Raw genomic sequence first — 16487 nt, 5'->3', positions numbered from 1 at the left:
TTCAGAGCCTCCTGGCCAGAATTCCGTCGGCGAGGATGTTCACGCCGTTGATGAGCGACTGGCCCTTGCTCATCGAGTACTCGGTGTAGAGGATGTCCACCGGTTCCTCCGCCACACGCCATCCCTTGTCGTCGATCATGCCGACAATCTCGGAGGCGTGCGACATGCCGTTCATCCGGATGTTCATCTCGTCGGCGACCTTCTTGTTGAAGACCCGCAGACCGTTGTGTGCATCCGAGAGCCCCAGCCTCCTGGTGGTGGGGGAGAGGAGCACCACGGTCTTCAGCACGACACGCTTGATCCAGGGCACCTGGTCGTCGGCGGCGCGGGGACGTCCGAAACGGGTGCCCACGATGATGTCCACTGCCTCGTTACGCAGGCGGTTGACCATGCGGATGACATCCTTGACCTGGTGCTGGCCGTCGGCGTCGAAGGTGACGAAGTACTTCGCACCGGGCTGGCGGCGGGCGTACTCCACCCCGGTCTGGATCCCGGCGCCCTGGCCGAGGTTGACCGGGTGGTTGACCAGGTGGGCCCCGCCGGCGTGGATGCGTGCGGCGGAATCATCCGCCGAACCGTCATTGACGGCGACGATGTTGGGGAAGGTCTTCCTGGCGTTCTCGATGACGTCCTGGATGACCGTTCCCTCGTTGTAGCAGGGGATGATCAGCCAGGTGTCCCGGAAATCGGTGTTGTCCATGATGGTCCACATGCTATCGCGAGAGCGGGTCAGCGGTGGAACAACCTGCCGTAGACGGCGGTGAGCAGCCCCGTCGGCAGCAGCCGGTAGGCGGTGCGCGCGGTAAAGTTGAACCAGGAACGCGGGCGGGAGATCAGCCCGTAGGAGACCAGATTGCGCTGCATCTGCCGCTCGGCGGCGAACATACCCTTCCCGGTGCGGCGCTCGAACTGGGCGGGAGAGGTGCGGAAATACGTCAGCGGTTCCGGCAGGTTGTGGAAGCGGGCACCACTGGCGAGCATGCGGGCCCACAGGTCGTAATCCTCCATGTGATGGACTGCCCGGTAGCCTCCAGCCCGCTGCACAGCGACCGTGCGCATCATCACAGAAGGATGGTTGACCGGTGAGTTGATCTTCGCGTAGCGGGCGATCTCGTCGTGGGTTTCGGGGAGGGACCGTATCTTCATCCCCTCCTGGGGCAGCTCACCGGTGGCGTGCCACCGGGCATCGTCGAATTCCTGCATCGATGTCCCCAGCACGTCGGTTTCCGGGTGACGTTTGAGCCACTCGAGTTGACGTGCCAACCGCTGTGGCACGGCGATGTCGTCGGTGTCCAGGCGGGCGAGGAACTCCGTCGACACCGACGCCAACCCAGCCTGCAGCGCAGGGCCGAGTCCCTGGTTACGTGCCAGAACGAGGGTGTTCAGCTCCGGATGGGCGGTACGGTGAGTGTCGAGGATCCCGTGGAGTTCTGCAGTCAGAGGACCATCCTCGACGATCAGGACCTCATCTGCCAGGCGGGTCTGTGACCACAGACTGTCGAGGGTCGCTGCGAGTTCAGTGGCATCACTGCCACGGTAGATGGCCATGAGTACCGTAACTGCACCGGGCGTGAGCTGGGATTTCGACATGATCTCAGATCCTACCGGTCGCGGGCGACATTGAGCAGGTACTCGCCGTAGCCGGATTTCAGCAGCGGCCGCGCCAGCTCCTCGAGGGTGGCGGCGTCGATGAAGCCCTGGTGGTAGGCTGCGACCTCCGGCGAACCGATGATCGTGCCGGTGCGCTTCTGGATCACCTCGACATAGGCCGCGGCCTCACTCATCGAGTCGAAGGTGCCGGTGTCCAGCCAGACGTCGCCGCGTTGCAGGCGCTGGACGTGCAGCTGCCCGAGGTTGAGGTAGGCCTCGTTGATGCTGGTGATCTCCAGCTCACCGCGGGCACTCGGTCGGATGGAACGGGCGATGTCGACGACCCGGTTGTCGTAGAAGTACAGGCCCACCACCGCGTAATTCGACTTCGGGTGTGCGGGTTTCTCCTCGATGGACACCGCCCGGCCGTGGGCGTCGAAATCGACCACGCCGTAGCGTTCCGGGTCGGAGACCTCGTAGGCGAAGACGACGCCGCCCTGCGGGTTACGGCATTCGGCCAGGGAGGTGGAGAACTGGTGTCCCTCGAAGATGTTGTCGCCGAGCACCAGCGCCACATCATCGTCGCCGATGAACTCCTCACCGATGAGGAATGCCTGGGCCAGTCCGTCGGGGGAGGCCTGCTCGGCGTAGTCGATCATCAGGCCCCACTGGGAGCCGTCGCCCAGCAGCCGTCGGAAAGCATCGGCGTCCTCCGGGGTGGTGATCACCAGGATCTCCCGGATGCCCGCCTGGATCAGCGTGGACAGCGGGTAGTAGATCATCGGCTTGTCGTAGATCGGCATCAGCTGCTTGCTGATGCCCTTCGTGATCGGATACAGCCTGGTCCCCGATCCACCGGCGAGAATGATGCCTTTCATAGGACGTATAGTGCCAGCCCGACGCGCCAGTTCTGCGGCACGAAACCGGTCGCCTCGATCTTCGCCGTACTCATTGTGCTTCTCGACGGCCGCGGGGCATGTTCCTTCCCCGCGAAGTAGTGCCCGCTGCTTACCGGCTGCACCATGTCCGGATCCTGCTGCCGCCCGGTGTAGACGGCCATGGCCAGTTCATCGAAACCGACCTCGTCGCCGGCACCGGTGAGGTGGTAGATCCCGTATGCCGGTTCCGCCTTGAGCAGGTGCGCGATGCCGCGGGCGATCTCATCGGCGAAGGTGGGCCGGCCCTTCTGGTCGTGCACCACCTGCGGCCGGACACCGCGCTCGGCCAGCTCCCGCATGGTGTCCACGAAGTTCTTCCCCTCGCCCACGACCCAGCTGGTGCGCACGATGTAGTGACGCGGAGCGGTCGCGGCCGCCGTCTCACCCGCGGCCTTCGAGGCACCGTAGACGCTCAGGGGGCTGACCGGGTCTTCCTCGGTGTAGGGGCGGTCGGACTGCCCGTCGAAGACGTAGTCCGTGGACAGCTGCACCAGCGTGAGGTTGTTCGCCGCGGCGATGCGCGCCAGCTGCGCCGGACCGCGGGCGTTGACGGACCAGGCGGTGGCACGGTCGGATTCCGCGGCGTCGACGGCGGTGTAGGCCGCGCAGTTGATGATCGCGGAGTACTGCCGCCAGTTGCGCGCCGGGGGAGCGGTGACGTCGAAATCCGCCCGGCCCACGAACTCGGCCTCCGGCAGCACCCTGCGCAGGGCCCTGCCCACCTGGCCGTCCGCCCCGGTGACCAGGACGCGGCGTGGGGGGACGGGCGGGGCGTCGAGAAGCAGCGCCTCGTCCTTGGCGGAGACGTTCGTCGGCTCCAGCGGCCAGTCGATGAGCTTGTAGGAGACGTTGACATAGGCGGAGTCCGGGGACCAGTGGTCATTGACCAGGTACAGGTAGGAGGTGTCATTCTCGAGCGTCTGGTAGCCGTTGGCCAGCCCGCGCGGCACGAACACCGCCGTGTCGGGGCCGACCTCCACGGTGACGGTCTCGCCGAAGGTGGGCGAATCCTCCCGCAGATCGCACCAGCCGCCCTGGATCCGCCCCGTGCCCACCGTGATGAGCTTGTCCCACGGCTCGGCATGCAGGCCGCGCGTCGTCCCGGCCTCGTTGTTGTGGGCCACATTCGCCTGCACCGGCCGGAAATCCGGCAGGCCGGCCGCGACCATCTTCTCCCGCTGCCAGGACTCCTTGAACCAGCCCCGGTGATCGGAGTGGACGTCCAGGTGCAGGACCAGCAGGCCCTCGATGTCGGTCTTCTCGATGTGCATTACTGACCTCTCTCCGCATAAGCCTGCTCCACCCGCTGCTTCGCGGGTGCCCACCACTGCCCGTTGTCCCGGTACCAGGCGATCGTCTGCTCCAGGCCGGCACGCATGCCCGTCTGGTTGTCGGTGTACTCGGGGGCCCAGCCGAGCTCGGTGCGCAACTTGGTGGAATCCATGGCGTAGCGCTGGTCATGCCCCGGGCGGTCGGCGACGTGCTCATAGCCCGGCGCGCCCATGAGCTCGCAGATCAGCTCGATGACCGCCTTGTTGTTCACGTGGTCGTTATCGGCGCCGATGTTGTAGGTCTCGCCGTTGCGTCCGCGCTCCAGGATGAGGTGGACGGCCGCATTATGGTCGTCCACGTGGATCCAGTCGCGCACCTGCTCGCCCGTGCCGTAGAGCTTCGGTGTCTGGCCGGCGAGGATGTTGGTGATCTGCCGGGGGATGAATTTCTCGATGTGCTGGTACGGGCCGTAGTTGTTCGAGCAGTTGGAGATCGTCGCCCTGATACCGAAGCTGCGCACCCAGGCGCGCACCAGGTGATCGGATCCGGCCTTGGTGGCCGAATAGGGCGAACTGGGTTCATAGGGGGTTTCCTCTGTGAAGCGTGCCGGGTCGTCCAGGCCGAGATCGCCGTAGACCTCATCCGTGGAGATGTGGTGCAGGCGGTTGCCGTGCCTCCGGATGGCCTCCAGGATGGTGAAGGTGCCCACGATGTTCGTGTCCACGAAAGGGCGGGGATCCCGCAGGGAATTGTCGTTGTGGCTCTCCGCGGCGAAGTGGACGGTGATATCGGCGCGGGCAACGAGCTTATCGACGAGAGCCGCGTCGCACACGTCCCCCTCAATGAACTCCACATCCGTCCCCGCCAGATTCGCCCGGTTCCCGGCATAGGTCAGCTTGTCCAGGACGATGATGTGGTCGCCGGGATAACGCCTGCGCGTCATGTGCACAAAATTCGAACCGATGAACCCGGCTCCCCCGGTGACCAGCAGTGTTCTCATGACAGCCCACTATACGTCCGCAGCCCGGGAACCTCTGCGCCTGCGCGCGGGTCCAACAGTGGTGATGATTACTCCACTGACTGAACTCACCACCCGGTACGCCGCCCAGCCCAAAGTGCTTCTCGACGACCCCCGCCTCCTCCCCACCATCCTGCAGAAACACGCCCTCGCCTCCCCGCAGTACGTCGTGCCTGTATCGGAGCTGCGTGCCGAGGCCCTGGCCCGCCACGACGCCCGGTACCACCCACGCGGTATCGCCTACCGGGTGGAGCCGGTACCGCGGGCGCTCGCCCACCACCGGGAACGCCCCGGATCCCTCATCGCTGAGTGGTCCGCCCTGGCGGTGCTGGGCCTCGATGAATTCTCCTCCGGCGCCGACACCACGATCCTGTGCACCTCCGACCGGAAACTGGCCACGGATGCGCTGAATGCCACCCTCCGGCGCCGGAAGAAACACCACCGCACTGAGATTAGGCAGGTGGGTGGGATCGTAGTTGCGGCCACAGACCACATGCAGACTCTCGCGGCATGCCTGCGGTCGTTGCGGAACAGGGAGCATGCCTGGGACACCCTGGCGGATCTGGAGGTGGAGCCGGCCACCGTCATGTCGGTGCAGCTCATCGATCGTTTCTGCCATCGATTCGGATACCGCCTCGAAGAGGTCCGGACAGGTCTGGCCGGTCTCTACTGCTCCCGGGAGCTGAGGAAATTACTGACCCTGAGTTGCCCGGGGGCCGAATCCCGGCCCGAGACCATCCTCCGCCTGCTTGCCGAGGAAGCCGTCTCCGACCTCGCCTGGACGAACTTCGCCTCCCAGGTGCCCGTCTACACCGACGGCACCGTTGGCTTGCCCGGTGAGCGGCGACGCGACAGGACCCTGCTCACCGCCTTCGACCGGGCGGAGCCGCGGCTGAAGATCGGCCTCATGCATGACGGGGAGCACCACCTGCAGCGCAGTCAGCGGGACAAGGATGCCGAGATCACGGCAGATCTGATGTCTCTGGGCTGGACGGTGCTGCGGACTTCAGCGGGGATGCTCCGGCGCACCGCGGAGACGAAACGACGGGTGCGCGAGGCCGTCCTGAGCGCCGCAGAGAAGCTCAAATAGGTGACATGTCATGTTGGATAATGCGGGCGCGGGGAAATGCGAGCACCTGTATTTTTCCTGGTCAAGCCCCACCTGGGCCTATAGAAATACGCGCATACGTACTATGTGACATTTTCCGAGGCAGAAGTTTCAACCCCAGCCGCCCGCCGCAGCGCCAGCACGTGCACCAGCCCACCAGCCACCGGGCCGACGACCAGGGCGGTGCACACCCCGGCCTCCAGGGACAGTGGTGCCAGCCACAGCACACCGAAGGCCACCACCGAGGCGGCCACCCAACCCAGGACGTACGCCCGATGCAGTTCAGATGCCAGGGTGGCGGCGCCGGTGACCATGAGCGAGCCGGTGCAGGCGGAGGCGAATGTCAGGATGGCGAGGATCAGGCCCGGGACCTGGAGGCCGTCCTTGAAGAAGGCCTCCAGGATCCAGGGACCGATGAGCCAGGCCGCGCCCGCGCCGACCACACCCAGGCCGAGCACCGCGCCAATCGGGGCGGCCAGCGCAGAGTAGAGACGGTCGCGGTTCTCCACGAAGCGCACAATGAGTGCGGATTGGAAACGCTGCAGTGGCACGAGGATGGGGGCGCGGGTGAGGGTGACGGCGTTGATAATGCCGGCGACGGTGACATACGTACCGGCATCAGGGGCCGAAGTGCTCTGCACGAAAACCGGGAAACCGGTGATCAGGGCGGCGGAGGCACCGGTGGCGAACATGGCTGAGATGATGCGGCGGGTGAGCTCGGGGTGGGGGACGTCGACAAGCGAGCGGACCGAACCCCCGGCCAGGAGGATGACCAGCCAGCTCAGCGCGCCGATGACGGTGATGATGAGAAAGGCGGTCATGCCCCAGCCGAGCTGCCAGGCCACCAGCGCGAACAGGAGACGGACGCCGGAGTCGAGGGCGACGAGTCCGGCGTAGCGGCGCCACAGGCCCATGCCGGAGAGCACGCCGGAGAGCACTGCTTGGAAAGCGTAGGTGAGCAGGCCGAAGGCCAGGAAGGCGGTGGCCGTGGCGGTGTGGGCATGGCCGCGGAGGAGGATGGGCATCCAGAAGAAACCGACGACCAACGCCACGACCAGCACCGTGCCACCGATGACGGCGGCCAGACGCCAGGGCCGACCGGTGCCGGACCGGCCGGTGCCGCGTGCGCTGGAGACCCCGCGGGTGGTTTCCTGCATGATGCCGTCGAGGAAACCGGTTGCGGCGAAGAACAGCCCCCAGTAGGCCTGGAAGGCAGCGAACTGGTCGATGTCCAGCGCCCAGGAGGCGACGTAGATGACGACGAAGCCTGACAGGGCCGCGAAGACGGTCGCCAGGCTCAGGGCTCTCACTGCGGGAACTCCGGCAGGGGGCGTTCGTTGAGCCAGGCGCGCCACAGGTCCTTGACCTGCTGTTCCGGGATCCCCAGCTCTGCAGCCTCGGCGAGGACCTCACGTTTGAGGTCGACGGGTTCGACGACGGAGTGGGCGCCGGCGGCGACGTAGCGGCGGAGCGCGCGGAAGAAGGGGGCGTCGCCAAGCAGGACGCGCAGGGCGTGGATGGTCAGCGCCCCGCGTTTGTACACGCGGTCGTCGAACATGTCGCGGGTGCCGGGGTTGCACAGCAGAAGATCCTGCGGCTTGGCGGCGAGCTCTTCGTAGTGTCTGCGCGCGGAGACGGCGGCCGGGCGGCCGGCGGAGTGCTCGAACCACAGCCACTCGGCGTAGCAGGCGAAACCCTCGTTGAGCCAGATGTCGTTCCACTGGGCCAGACCCAGGGAGTTGCCGAACCACTGGTGGGACAGCTCGTGGGCGATGAGGCGTTCCCAGGTGTGGTCACCGCGGATGTGGTTGGCGCCGAAGATGGACAGGCCCTGGGCCTCGAGCGGGATCTCGAGTTCGTCCTCGGTGACCACCACCGAATAGGAATTGAAGGGGTAGGGGCCGAAGAGTTCGGTGTAGAGCTCCAGCATGCGCGCCTGGTCGGCGAATTCCGCGCGGGCGGAATCCTTGAGCAGCGGCGGCACCCAGGCCCGGACGGGCACCTTCGCGCCGGGTTCGGAGAGCAGCAGCTGGTGGTATTCGCCGATCTGGACGGTGGCCAGGTAGGTGGCCATGGGGTTGCCCACCCGGTAGTGCCAGGTGGTGGTGGAACCGCCGGTTTTCTTGGACAGCAGGGTGCCGTTGACGGCGACGACGTAGGGGTTGTCGGTGGTGACGATGATCTCGTAACGCGCCTTCTCGTCGGGTGTGTCATCGCAGGGGAACCAGCTGGGGGCGCCGTTGGGCTGGGAGGCGACGAGGGCACCGTTCTCCAGCTCCTCCCAGCCGATCTCCCCCCAGGGGGAACGGATCGGGGTGGGATTGCCGGTGTAGCGGATGACCAGGGAGAACTCCGAGTCGACGGGGATCTCCTGCGCGAAGGTGAGGTGCAGTTTGCCGCGGGCCTGGCGGAAGCGGGAGACGCGTACCGTCTGCCCGGCGGTGCCCTGCGCGGTGATGCGGGTGGCGCGCAGGCGCGGCGACAGGTCGAGGGTCATCGTCTGCAGGGGCTGCCAGTTGTCCAGCTGCAGCGTCGCGATGCCGCTGAGGTGGTTCGGCCCCACCCGGTAGGTGAGATCCAGGTGGTAGGAGCGGACGTGGAAACCGAGGTTGAAGTCGATGCCGGTGTATTCGTCACGGGTTCCGGGGACGGGGGTGGAGCGCAGCCTTCGCATGGTCATGATTGACCAGATGTTACCGAGCACCTAGCCGACGTGCTGATTCAGCCACTCGAAGATGAGCGCCTCCACCCGGGCGACCTGCTTGTTGTCGGCCGCGCCGGCGTGCCCGCCCTCGGTGTTCTCGAAGTAGTCCACGGATTGCCCGGCCTCGCGCAGGGCGTGGGCGAACAGGCGGGCGTGGGCGGGGTGGACGCGGTCGTCGCGGGTGGAGGTGGTCACCAGCGCGGGCGGGTAGGTGCTTGTCGACGCCACGTTGTGCAGCGGCGACCACGCCTCTATCGCCTCGCGTTCCACCGGGTCCTCCGGGTCGCCGTACTCCGCCATCCAGGACGCTCCGGCCGACCAGGTGTGGTAGCGCAGCATGTCCGTCAGCGGCACCTGGACCACCGCCGCGCCGAAGCACTCCGGGTACCGGGTGAGTGCCCCGGAGGTGAGCAGCCCGCCGTTGGAGCCGCCACGGATCGCGATCTGCTCCGGGGTGGCGTAACCACGTTCCACGAGGTCCGTGAGGACGGCGCGGTGGTCTTCCCAGACCTTGTGGCGGTTGGTCTTGACCACCTGGCTGTGCCACGTGGGGCCGAATTCGCCACCGCCGCGCAGGTTGGGCTGGACGAAGTGGCGGCCGGCCTCGAGCCAGGCGATGCCCCGGACCGCGGAATAACCCGGGGTCAGGGAGACCTCGAAACCACCGTAGCCGCCGACCAGGGTGGGACGGGCCCCGAGGGAGAAGTCACCGGTGATGAAATAGGGCAGGCGGGTGCCGTCGGCGGAGGTGACCCAGTGCTGGCGGGTCTGCAGGCCGGTGGCGTCGAAGAGGGCGGGGGAGCGGCGCACCACCTCCGGGCGCAGCCCCGCGGCCAGGTCCAGGCGGTGGAGGGTGGTGGGCTCGGTGAAGGAGGAGGTGGTCAACCACACCTCATCGTTATCGAGCGGGCTGGTGGCCACGACCGAGGCGGTGGCCAGGGGTGGCAATTCCAGGTCGCGGGCCGCGGCGGTGGGCTCGTCGAGGGGGTGGACGACGATGCGGGTGGCGACGTCGTCAAGCAGCGTGAGCACCACCCACCCTGCGGTGAAGGCGATGCCCTGCAGCGCGGTGTGCGCGGTCGGGAGGAACACAGGTCGGATGTCGCGCCCTCCGCCGAGGAAACGGTCCAGCTCGATGACACCCAGCGCGCCGGCGGGAAGGCCCGCGAAGTCCTCGCGCGGGGCGAGGAAGAGCCACTGCTTGTGGATCAGTGTCTCGCAGTCCTCCGGCACCTCCACCCGCCGCAGGGGAGCCTCCGGGTCGAGCGGGGCGACCCAGCGGCGGGAATGGTAGAAGTCGATGGCCCGGGTCGCGATGATCCGCTCATGGCCGGGGGTGAGGTCCGCCCGTGCGCTGACGGCGACGTCCTCGTGCTCGCCGACGGTGTGGACGGGGGCGTCGGCAAGCGCGGTGCCGCGGCGCCACACCCGCACCTGGGCGGGATAACCCGAGGCGGTCAGCGAACCCGCACCCGTGTCGGTGCCCACGAGCAGGGTGTCCGGGTCGATCCAGCTGGCATCGGTCTTCGCCTCGGGGAGCACGAAGGGGCGGTCCTCGATGAAACGACCGGCGGCCAGATCGAATTCCCGGATCACCACGGCATCCGCCCCGCCGCGGGACAGGCGTACCAGCGCACGGTCATAACCGGGTGAGCGGACATGCGCACCTTTCCACACCCAGTTCTCGTCCTCCGCCGCGGCGAGGGCATCGAGGTCGATGAGCACCTCCCACTCCGGGGAGGCGGAGAGGTAGGAATCCAGGGTGGTGCGGCGCCACAGACCCCGGACATGCCCGGCGTCCTGCCAGAAGTTGTAGAGCTGGTCACCGCGCCGGGCGACGAAGGGGATGCGGTCGTCGGTCTCCAGAGCAGCGAGGATCCGCCCGCGCAGCGCCGGGTTGTCCGAGGCCCTCTCCGTGACGGTCGACCATTCCTCCGCCCAGGCCAGTGCCTGCGGGGAGTCGATGACCTCGAGGGCCTTGAGGAGCTCAGATGAGTCAGTCATGACCACCAGGCTACGTGCGGGCCTCCGGGACGGGGCGGAGAAAAGCAGAAGGCACCGCCCACCGGGATGGTGGACGGTGCCGGGAGCGATCCTCCGGAGTGCGGGCTAGGAGAGCGCGTCCTCGAAGGTCTGCCAGGACTCGTTGAGGTCCTGGATCCAGTAGTTCCAGGAGTGGGTGCCCACCGGACGGAGGTTCCAGGTGGCCGGGATATCCAGGCTGTCCAGCTTTGCCTTCAGATTGTGGGTGCAGACGTTGGTGGCTGCCTCGATGACGCCACCCTCAATCTGGAGCTGGGCGGCACCGACGGAGGCGACGAGCGGGTCATAACCCTGGGCAGTATAGGTGCCGGGCATGTCCGCTTCACCGGCCAGGCCGGTGGCGTTGGAGATGTAGAGACTGGTGCCCCGCAGCTTGTGGGCCTGGACCAGGGCATCGTTGGCACGGTTGTGGTCACCGTTCTGCGGGCCGAGCATCTCGAACGCACTGGTTCCGGCGCGCTCCACGGTGAGTTGTGCGGACTGGTATCCCAGGAAAGTCGAGGTCTCGGCGCAACCGGAGAAGGAACCGGCCACATCGAAGAATCCCGGCGCCTTCTCGGCCAGCAGTAGGGCGGAGGTCGCGGACATGGAGTAACCGCCGATTCCACGCTTGCCGTTGGCCTTCATGTACGGCTCGATGCCGCCGGGCAGCTCGCGCAGCAGAAAGTCCTCCCAGCGCTGCTTGCCGTTCAGGTAGGGGGCGGCAGCCTGAGGGCTGTCGTTGTGCCAGTTGATGTAGTAGGAGAAGGCGCCCTCCATCGGGATGACGACGTTGACGTTCTTGTCCTTGTAGAAATCCACGATCGGGGAGGAGGCGATCCAGTCCATGTTCTGCTCTGCGCCGCCGGCGCCGTTGAGCATGTAGATGGTCGGACGTGCCTCATCGAACTCTCCGTTCGGGGTGATCACGGCGAGCGGAATATCACGGCCCATGGACGTGGAATAGGCGTTGAAGTGCAGAACGCGGTGGTTGTCCCTGGTCTGCTCCACCCATGTGCGGTCGCTCTCCCGGTTCTTGTCCAGCTTAGTGATCTTCGCTGCGGTGAAATCGCCCTGGATCTTGGCAGGTGTGACTTCGGCTGCGCCGGCGATGGCGGTCGGAGTCGCCAGCGCAGATGCGCCGATGGCGAGGGCCGCGATCGGCGCGGCAATCTTGCGGAGGAGCTTCATGGAGAATCGCTTTCCTGAGAGTCGTGTACCTGGGGCGCACACAATTCAGATCGGTGTGCGTTCACAGTGGTTCATCGTAGTGGCTATCCCGGATGTTAGCGGCTCACCCCCGGAAGTGTCTGTTCCGGGGGGAATTCGGACCGACTGTCCGCGGAGTCGTCCCTATGTTTCTGAAGTTGCGGACGGAGCGGAGGAGGGGCAGGCTGTGAGTATCATAATGCCGTCAGCTCTCATTCAGTTCTCTGTGTAACATCCTCTCCTCTGGAAGCGTTGGAGCAGATTGAACACTGAATCAGACAGGGCAGGAAACCGCCCGGAATACCCAGAGAAAGAAGAAACCCATGAACTTCCTCGAGATCGCCATCGTCGCCATCAACACCTTCATCGGCCCGGGCATCCACGGAATGTCCTCGGCCTCCTCCAACATCGGCCTGGCGCTCGGCCTGTTCTAGCGGCCCTGTATCTGCGACGCCCCGGCCACCCGGCCGGGGCGTCCTCCCTTTTACGGGGGCACTGGCCGGTGACACGGGGGTGACGGTCACCTATTCTGGATTGCGTGACTGAACATTATGACGTTGTTGTACTCGGTGCGGGCCCCGGTGGCTACGTCGCCGCGATCAGAGCTGCCCAGCTCGGCAAGAAGGTTGCCGTCGTCGAGAAGCAGTACTGGGGTGGAGTCTGCCTCAACGTGGGCTGCATCCCCTCGAAGGCGCTGATCAAGAACGCCGAGGTTGCCCACCTCCTCACCCACGAGAAGAAGACGTTCGGCATCAAGGGCGACGTCTCCTTCGATTACGGGGACGCCCACAAGCGCTCCCGCCAGGTCTCCGACAAGATCGTCGGCGGCATCCACTACCTGATGAAGAAGAACAAGATCACCGAGGTCAACGGCCTCGGCAGCTTCAAGGATGCCAAGACCATCGAGATCTCCGACGGCAAGGACGCCGGCAAGACGATCACCTTCGATGACTGCATCATCGCCACCGGCTCCGTCGTCAACTCCCTGCGCGGTGTCGAGTTCTCCGAGAATGTCGTCTCCTACGAGGAACAGATCCTCAACCCGGTGGCCCCGAAGAAAATGGTCATCGTCGGCGGCGGCGCCATCGGCATGGAGTTCGCCTACGTCCTGGCCAATTACGGTGTCGACGTCACCCTCATCGAGTTCATGGACCGCGTCCTGCCGAACGAGGATCCTGAGGTCTCCAAGGTCATCGCCAAGGCCTACAAGAAGATGGGTGTCACCCTCCTGCCGGGCCACGCCACCACTGCGGTGCGCGACAACGGTGACTCCGTCGAGGTCGACTACCAGAAGAAGGGCTCCGACAAGACCGAGACCCTCACCGTCGACCGCGTCCTCATCTCCGTCGGTTTCCGTCCCCGCGTGGAGGGCTTCGGCCTGGAGAACACCGGCGTCAAACTCACCGAGCGCGGCGCCATCGACATCGACGACCACATGCGCACCAACGTCGACAGCATCTACGCCATCGGCGATGTCACCGCGAAGCTGCAGCTGGCCCACGTTGCTGAGGCACAGGGCATCGTCGCCGCCGAGACCATCGCCGGTGCTGAGACCCAGACCCTGGGCGACTACATGATGATGCCGCGCGCCACCTTCTGCAACCCCCAGGTCTCCTCCTTCGGTTACACCGAGGAGCAGGCCAAGGAGAAGTGGCCGGACCGCGAGATCAAGGTCTCCACCTTCCCGTTCTCCGCCAACGGCAAGGCCGTCGGCCTGGCTGAGACCGAGGGCTTCGCCAAGATCGTCGCCGACGCTGAGTTCGGTGAGCTCCTGGGTGGCCACCTGGTGGGGCCGAACGCCTCCGAGCTCATCAATGAGCTCGTCCTGGCGCAGAACTGGGACCTCACCACCGAGGAGATCAGCCGCTCCGTCCACATCCACCCGACCCTGTCGGAGGCCGTGAAGGAAGCGGCCCACGGTATCAACGGCCACATGATCAACTTCTAGGTCGGAGCAGCCGCTCCCATGGGCAAGGGGCCTCCCACCGGAGGCCCCTTCTTCTATTCTCAAGGAGGTCCGCGGTCCACATGACGACCATTGGAATCCTGGCGGACGCCGGGTAACCCTCCGACGATGTCACCCGCATCGTGGAACAGCAGCTCGATGACCCCCGGTACGGCACCGATGATGACGGCACCCGTGTCCTCAACGGCACCTGGCCCGGGGTGGGGCGGGTGGAGGTGCGGGTGGAGACCATCCCCATGAACCCCAGGGGTGACGTGGAGCTCTCCGAACACGCCCCCCGGATCCTGCGGGCCCGGAACTGGGACCGTTTCATCTACGTCACTGACCTGCCGCTCACCGCATGGGAACGGCCGGTGGTCAGCCAGCGGGCGCGTGACGCCGCCGCCGCTCTCCTCTCCCTGCCCGCCCTCGGGGCCTTCGGGGTCACCCGCCGTCTGCGGCGGGAGCTGGTCAGCCTCGTCGAAGACGACCGGGCACTGGCAGGTGTGCTCCGTGGGGGAGTGGACCGTGACGAGGTGGAGACCCGGGTGCTTGGCCACCGGGGGCGCTCCCTGCGCATGACCCTGGGCATGATCCGCGGTAACCAGCCGGGCAGGTTGCTACCGGTGTTGTCGAGTTCCCTGGCGGCGATGGTGGCCACCGGTGGTTTCGGCATCTTCTACGGCTCAATCTGGAAACTCGCCGAGGAGATGAGCTGGCCCCGGCTGCTGGGCGTCAGTGTCTTCGCGGTACTCTCCTTCACCACCTGGCTGATCATCCACAACCGGCTCTGGCAGCGTTCCCACACCCAGGAGACGCGGTGGCGGGAACGCATCGACAACCTTGCCACGGTGGGCACGATCGGGATGACCGGCCTGCTCCTGTACACCCTGGTCCTGGTGGTGCTGTTCGTCTCTTCGGTGGTGGTCATCCCGCAGGCATACCTGGATGCGGAGCTCGGACATGACGTCGGTCTGCCGACATACCTGTCCATCGCCACTCTGAGCGCCTCCCTGGGGACGATGGCTGGTGCGCTCGGATCGAATTTCGACCGGGACGTGGAGATCCGCTCCGCCACCTACAACCTGCGCGAATATGAACGCAGGCTGCAGAGCGGCAACTACACCGACCGGGAGTAGGAGGGGCGTCTAGTTGTAGGGCGCCACCGAGGAGCGGTGCGCATCGATGGTGATCTCCTCGTGGATCGGGGGGAAGGCACGTTGGGCGCAGTTCTCACGCGGGCACAGCCGGCAGCCGGCGCCGATGGGGGTGGCGCTGGACAGGTCCTCCAGATTCAGCCCCTCCGCGTAGACGGTGCGGTCGGCGTGACGGGCCTCGCAGCCCAGGCCGATGGCGAAGAGCTTGCCGGTGTCACCGAAACGGCCGCGGTGGTGGCGGACGGTGCGGGCGATCCACAGGTAGTTACGACCGTCAGGCATCTGGGCGAGCTGCCGCAGGATGGTGCCCGGGTTGGTGAAGGACTCGTAGATGTTCCACAGCGGGCAGGTGCCGCCTGAGTTGGCCAGGTGGAAACCGGTGGCGGACTGCCGCTTCGACATGTTGCCGGCACGGTCGACTCGGACGAAGGAGAAGGGGATGCCCCGCAGCTTCGGGCGTTGGAGTGTGGACAACCGGCTGGAGACGGTCTCGTAGCCCACGCCGAAGACCTGGCAGAGGAAGTCGACGTCGTAGCCGGAGCGTTCGGCCTCCGAGTGGATGCTCTGGTAGGGCAGCAGGACGGCGGCGGCGAAATAGCTGGCGATACCGCGGCGGGCGAGGTTGGCCGAGGCCTCGGAGGTGAAGGCCTCCTCGGCGACCAGGGCCTCGACAGCGTCACCCGCCTCCAGGTAGGCCAGCTCCATGCCCATGCGGAAAGCCCGTTGTCCGGTGTTCAGACGGCTGGCCAGCTGCAGGTGACCGGTGTTCCGGTCAAGGCTGTGGAGGGTGCCGTTGAGTTCGGAGGAGGTGGAGATCTCAATGCCGTGGTGGTCGCGGAGTCGCTCGGCGATGGCGTCCTCGGTGGGGCGGATGGAGAACCTCTCCACCCCGATCTCCGTGGCGAGGGCCTCCGCGGCGGTGTCGAGGATATCCAGGTAATTCTGTCGGGCGTAGAAGAAGTCGCGGACCTCGTCGTGTGGCATGGACAGGGCCTGGGTACCCAGTGATGCGTTGAGTGGGCCGGCGTGGCGGCGTGTGTCGGTGGCGATGGACAGCTTGTCGCGGACGTTGCGGTAGCGCCGGTGCATGTCGACCATCGTGCGGGCGATGGACGGGTGGTTGTAGACCAGCTCCGACAGCTCCTGCAGTTCCATCGGGTTGGGGCAGAGTTCCTTGTCGAGGACAACGTCCTGGATCTCAGCGAGGAGACGTGAGTCGTCGTCGCGGGAGAAGAAGGTGGCATCGACGCCGAAGGCCTCGGTGATGCGCAGGAGAACGGGGACTGTCAGCGGCCGGACGTCATGTTCGATCTGGTTGACGTAGCTGGCGGACAGTCCGAGCGTGGCCGCGAGTGAGGCCTGGCTGAGGTCACGTTCGCGGCGCAGTTGGCGCAGGCGCGAACCCACGTAGGTCTTTCCCATGTCCGACATCGTAGCGTGATCGCGCTCACTTCTACACATTCTTTGCAAACTTGATGTGAAGAAAGTTAATGATCCGGGAAATGTTCTGGTGGAAATCAATCC

General features: G+C 66.0%; 13 protein-coding genes. 3 read left to right on the top strand and 10 right to left on the bottom strand.

Annotated elements, in window-relative coordinates:
* Window position 1 precedes the first annotated feature (1 nt).
* Genes ppgS through rfbB form a run of 5 tightly spaced genes read right to left on the bottom strand, consistent with a single transcriptional unit; the run spans window position 2 to window position 4800 of the window.
* A complete protein-coding gene (gene ppgS / locus EAH68_RS05225) occupies window positions 2-700 on the bottom strand; it encodes a polyprenyl-phospho-N-acetylgalactosaminyl synthase PpgS (protein ID WP_126120266.1) in 699 nt (232 codons plus the stop codon).
* Between the two features lie 29 nt (window positions 701-729).
* Window positions 730-1590, bottom strand: a complete 861-nt coding sequence (locus EAH68_RS05220; protein WP_126120265.1) for a glycosyltransferase — start codon at window positions 1588-1590, stop codon at window positions 730-732.
* Window positions 1591-1601: 11 nt separating this feature from the next.
* Window positions 1602-2468 carry a glucose-1-phosphate thymidylyltransferase RfbA gene (gene rfbA, locus EAH68_RS05215; RefSeq protein WP_126120264.1) on the bottom strand — a complete coding sequence of 289 codons (867 nt, stop codon included), beginning with the start codon at window positions 2466-2468 and terminating at the stop codon, window positions 1602-1604.
* Window positions 2465-3799, bottom strand: a complete 1335-nt coding sequence (gene rfbD / locus EAH68_RS05210; RefSeq protein WP_126120263.1) for a dTDP-4-dehydrorhamnose reductase — start codon at window positions 3797-3799, stop codon at window positions 2465-2467. Before rfbD ends, rfbA begins: the two co-directional genes overlap by 4 nt.
* Window positions 3799-4800, bottom strand: a complete 1002-nt coding sequence (rfbB, locus tag EAH68_RS05205) for a dTDP-glucose 4,6-dehydratase (protein WP_126120262.1) — start codon at window positions 4798-4800, stop codon at window positions 3799-3801. Before rfbB ends, rfbD begins: the two co-directional genes overlap by 1 nt.
* Between rfbB and EAH68_RS05200 the strand changes: the two genes are divergently transcribed.
* On the top strand, window positions 4799-5908 hold the full coding sequence (locus tag EAH68_RS05200) for a putative endonuclease domain-containing protein (RefSeq protein ID WP_126120261.1): 1110 nt from the start codon (window positions 4799-4801) through the stop codon (window positions 5906-5908). The genes rfbB and EAH68_RS05200 overlap by 2 nt on opposite strands.
* 101 nt (window positions 5909-6009) lie before the next feature.
* Here EAH68_RS05200 and EAH68_RS05195 read toward each other — a convergent pair whose 3' ends face one another.
* From EAH68_RS05195 to EAH68_RS05180, 4 genes are all read right to left on the bottom strand, one after another.
* Window positions 6010-7236, bottom strand: coding sequence for a lipopolysaccharide biosynthesis protein (locus EAH68_RS05195; RefSeq protein WP_126120260.1), 1227 nt, complete (start codon window positions 7234-7236; stop codon window positions 6010-6012).
* Window positions 7233-8600, bottom strand: a complete 1368-nt coding sequence (locus EAH68_RS05190) for a M1 family metallopeptidase (protein ID WP_206436361.1) — start codon at window positions 8598-8600, stop codon at window positions 7233-7235. Before EAH68_RS05190 ends, EAH68_RS05195 begins: the two co-directional genes overlap by 4 nt.
* Before the next feature lie 30 nt (window positions 8601-8630).
* Window positions 8631-10634 (bottom strand): prolyl oligopeptidase family serine peptidase, encoded by a 2004-nt coding sequence (locus EAH68_RS05185; RefSeq protein ID WP_126120258.1) that lies wholly within the window; start codon window positions 10632-10634, stop codon window positions 8631-8633.
* 105 nt (window positions 10635-10739) lie between these two features.
* Window positions 10740-11843, bottom strand: a complete 1104-nt coding sequence (locus EAH68_RS05180; RefSeq protein ID WP_126120257.1) for an alpha/beta hydrolase — start codon at window positions 11841-11843, stop codon at window positions 10740-10742.
* A 556-nt stretch (window positions 11844-12399) separates the two neighbouring features.
* On the opposite strand from EAH68_RS05180, the gene lpdA reads away from it, so the two are divergent.
* Both lpdA and EAH68_RS05170 read left to right on the top strand, forming a co-directional pair.
* A complete protein-coding gene (gene lpdA / locus EAH68_RS05175; RefSeq protein WP_126120256.1) occupies window positions 12400-13809 on the top strand; it encodes a dihydrolipoyl dehydrogenase in 1410 nt (469 codons plus the stop codon).
* A gap of 140 nt (window positions 13810-13949) precedes the next feature.
* On the top strand, window positions 13950-14945 hold the full coding sequence (locus tag EAH68_RS05170; protein ID WP_126120255.1) for a hypothetical protein: 996 nt from the start codon (window positions 13950-13952) through the stop codon (window positions 14943-14945).
* Between the two features lie 9 nt (window positions 14946-14954).
* Here the strand turns inward: EAH68_RS05170 and ramB are convergent, their stop codons facing one another.
* Window positions 14955-16385, bottom strand: coding sequence for an acetate metabolism transcriptional regulator RamB (gene ramB, locus EAH68_RS05165; protein WP_126120254.1), 1431 nt, complete (start codon window positions 16383-16385; stop codon window positions 14955-14957).
* Window positions 16386-16487 lie beyond the last annotated feature (102 nt).

Source organism: Corynebacterium hylobatis (assembly GCF_003955685.1).
In the GTDB taxonomy this organism is placed as follows: Bacteria; Actinomycetota; Actinomycetes; order Mycobacteriales; family Mycobacteriaceae; genus Corynebacterium; species Corynebacterium hylobatis.
This window is presented reverse-complemented; position numbering and strand designations above follow the sequence as displayed.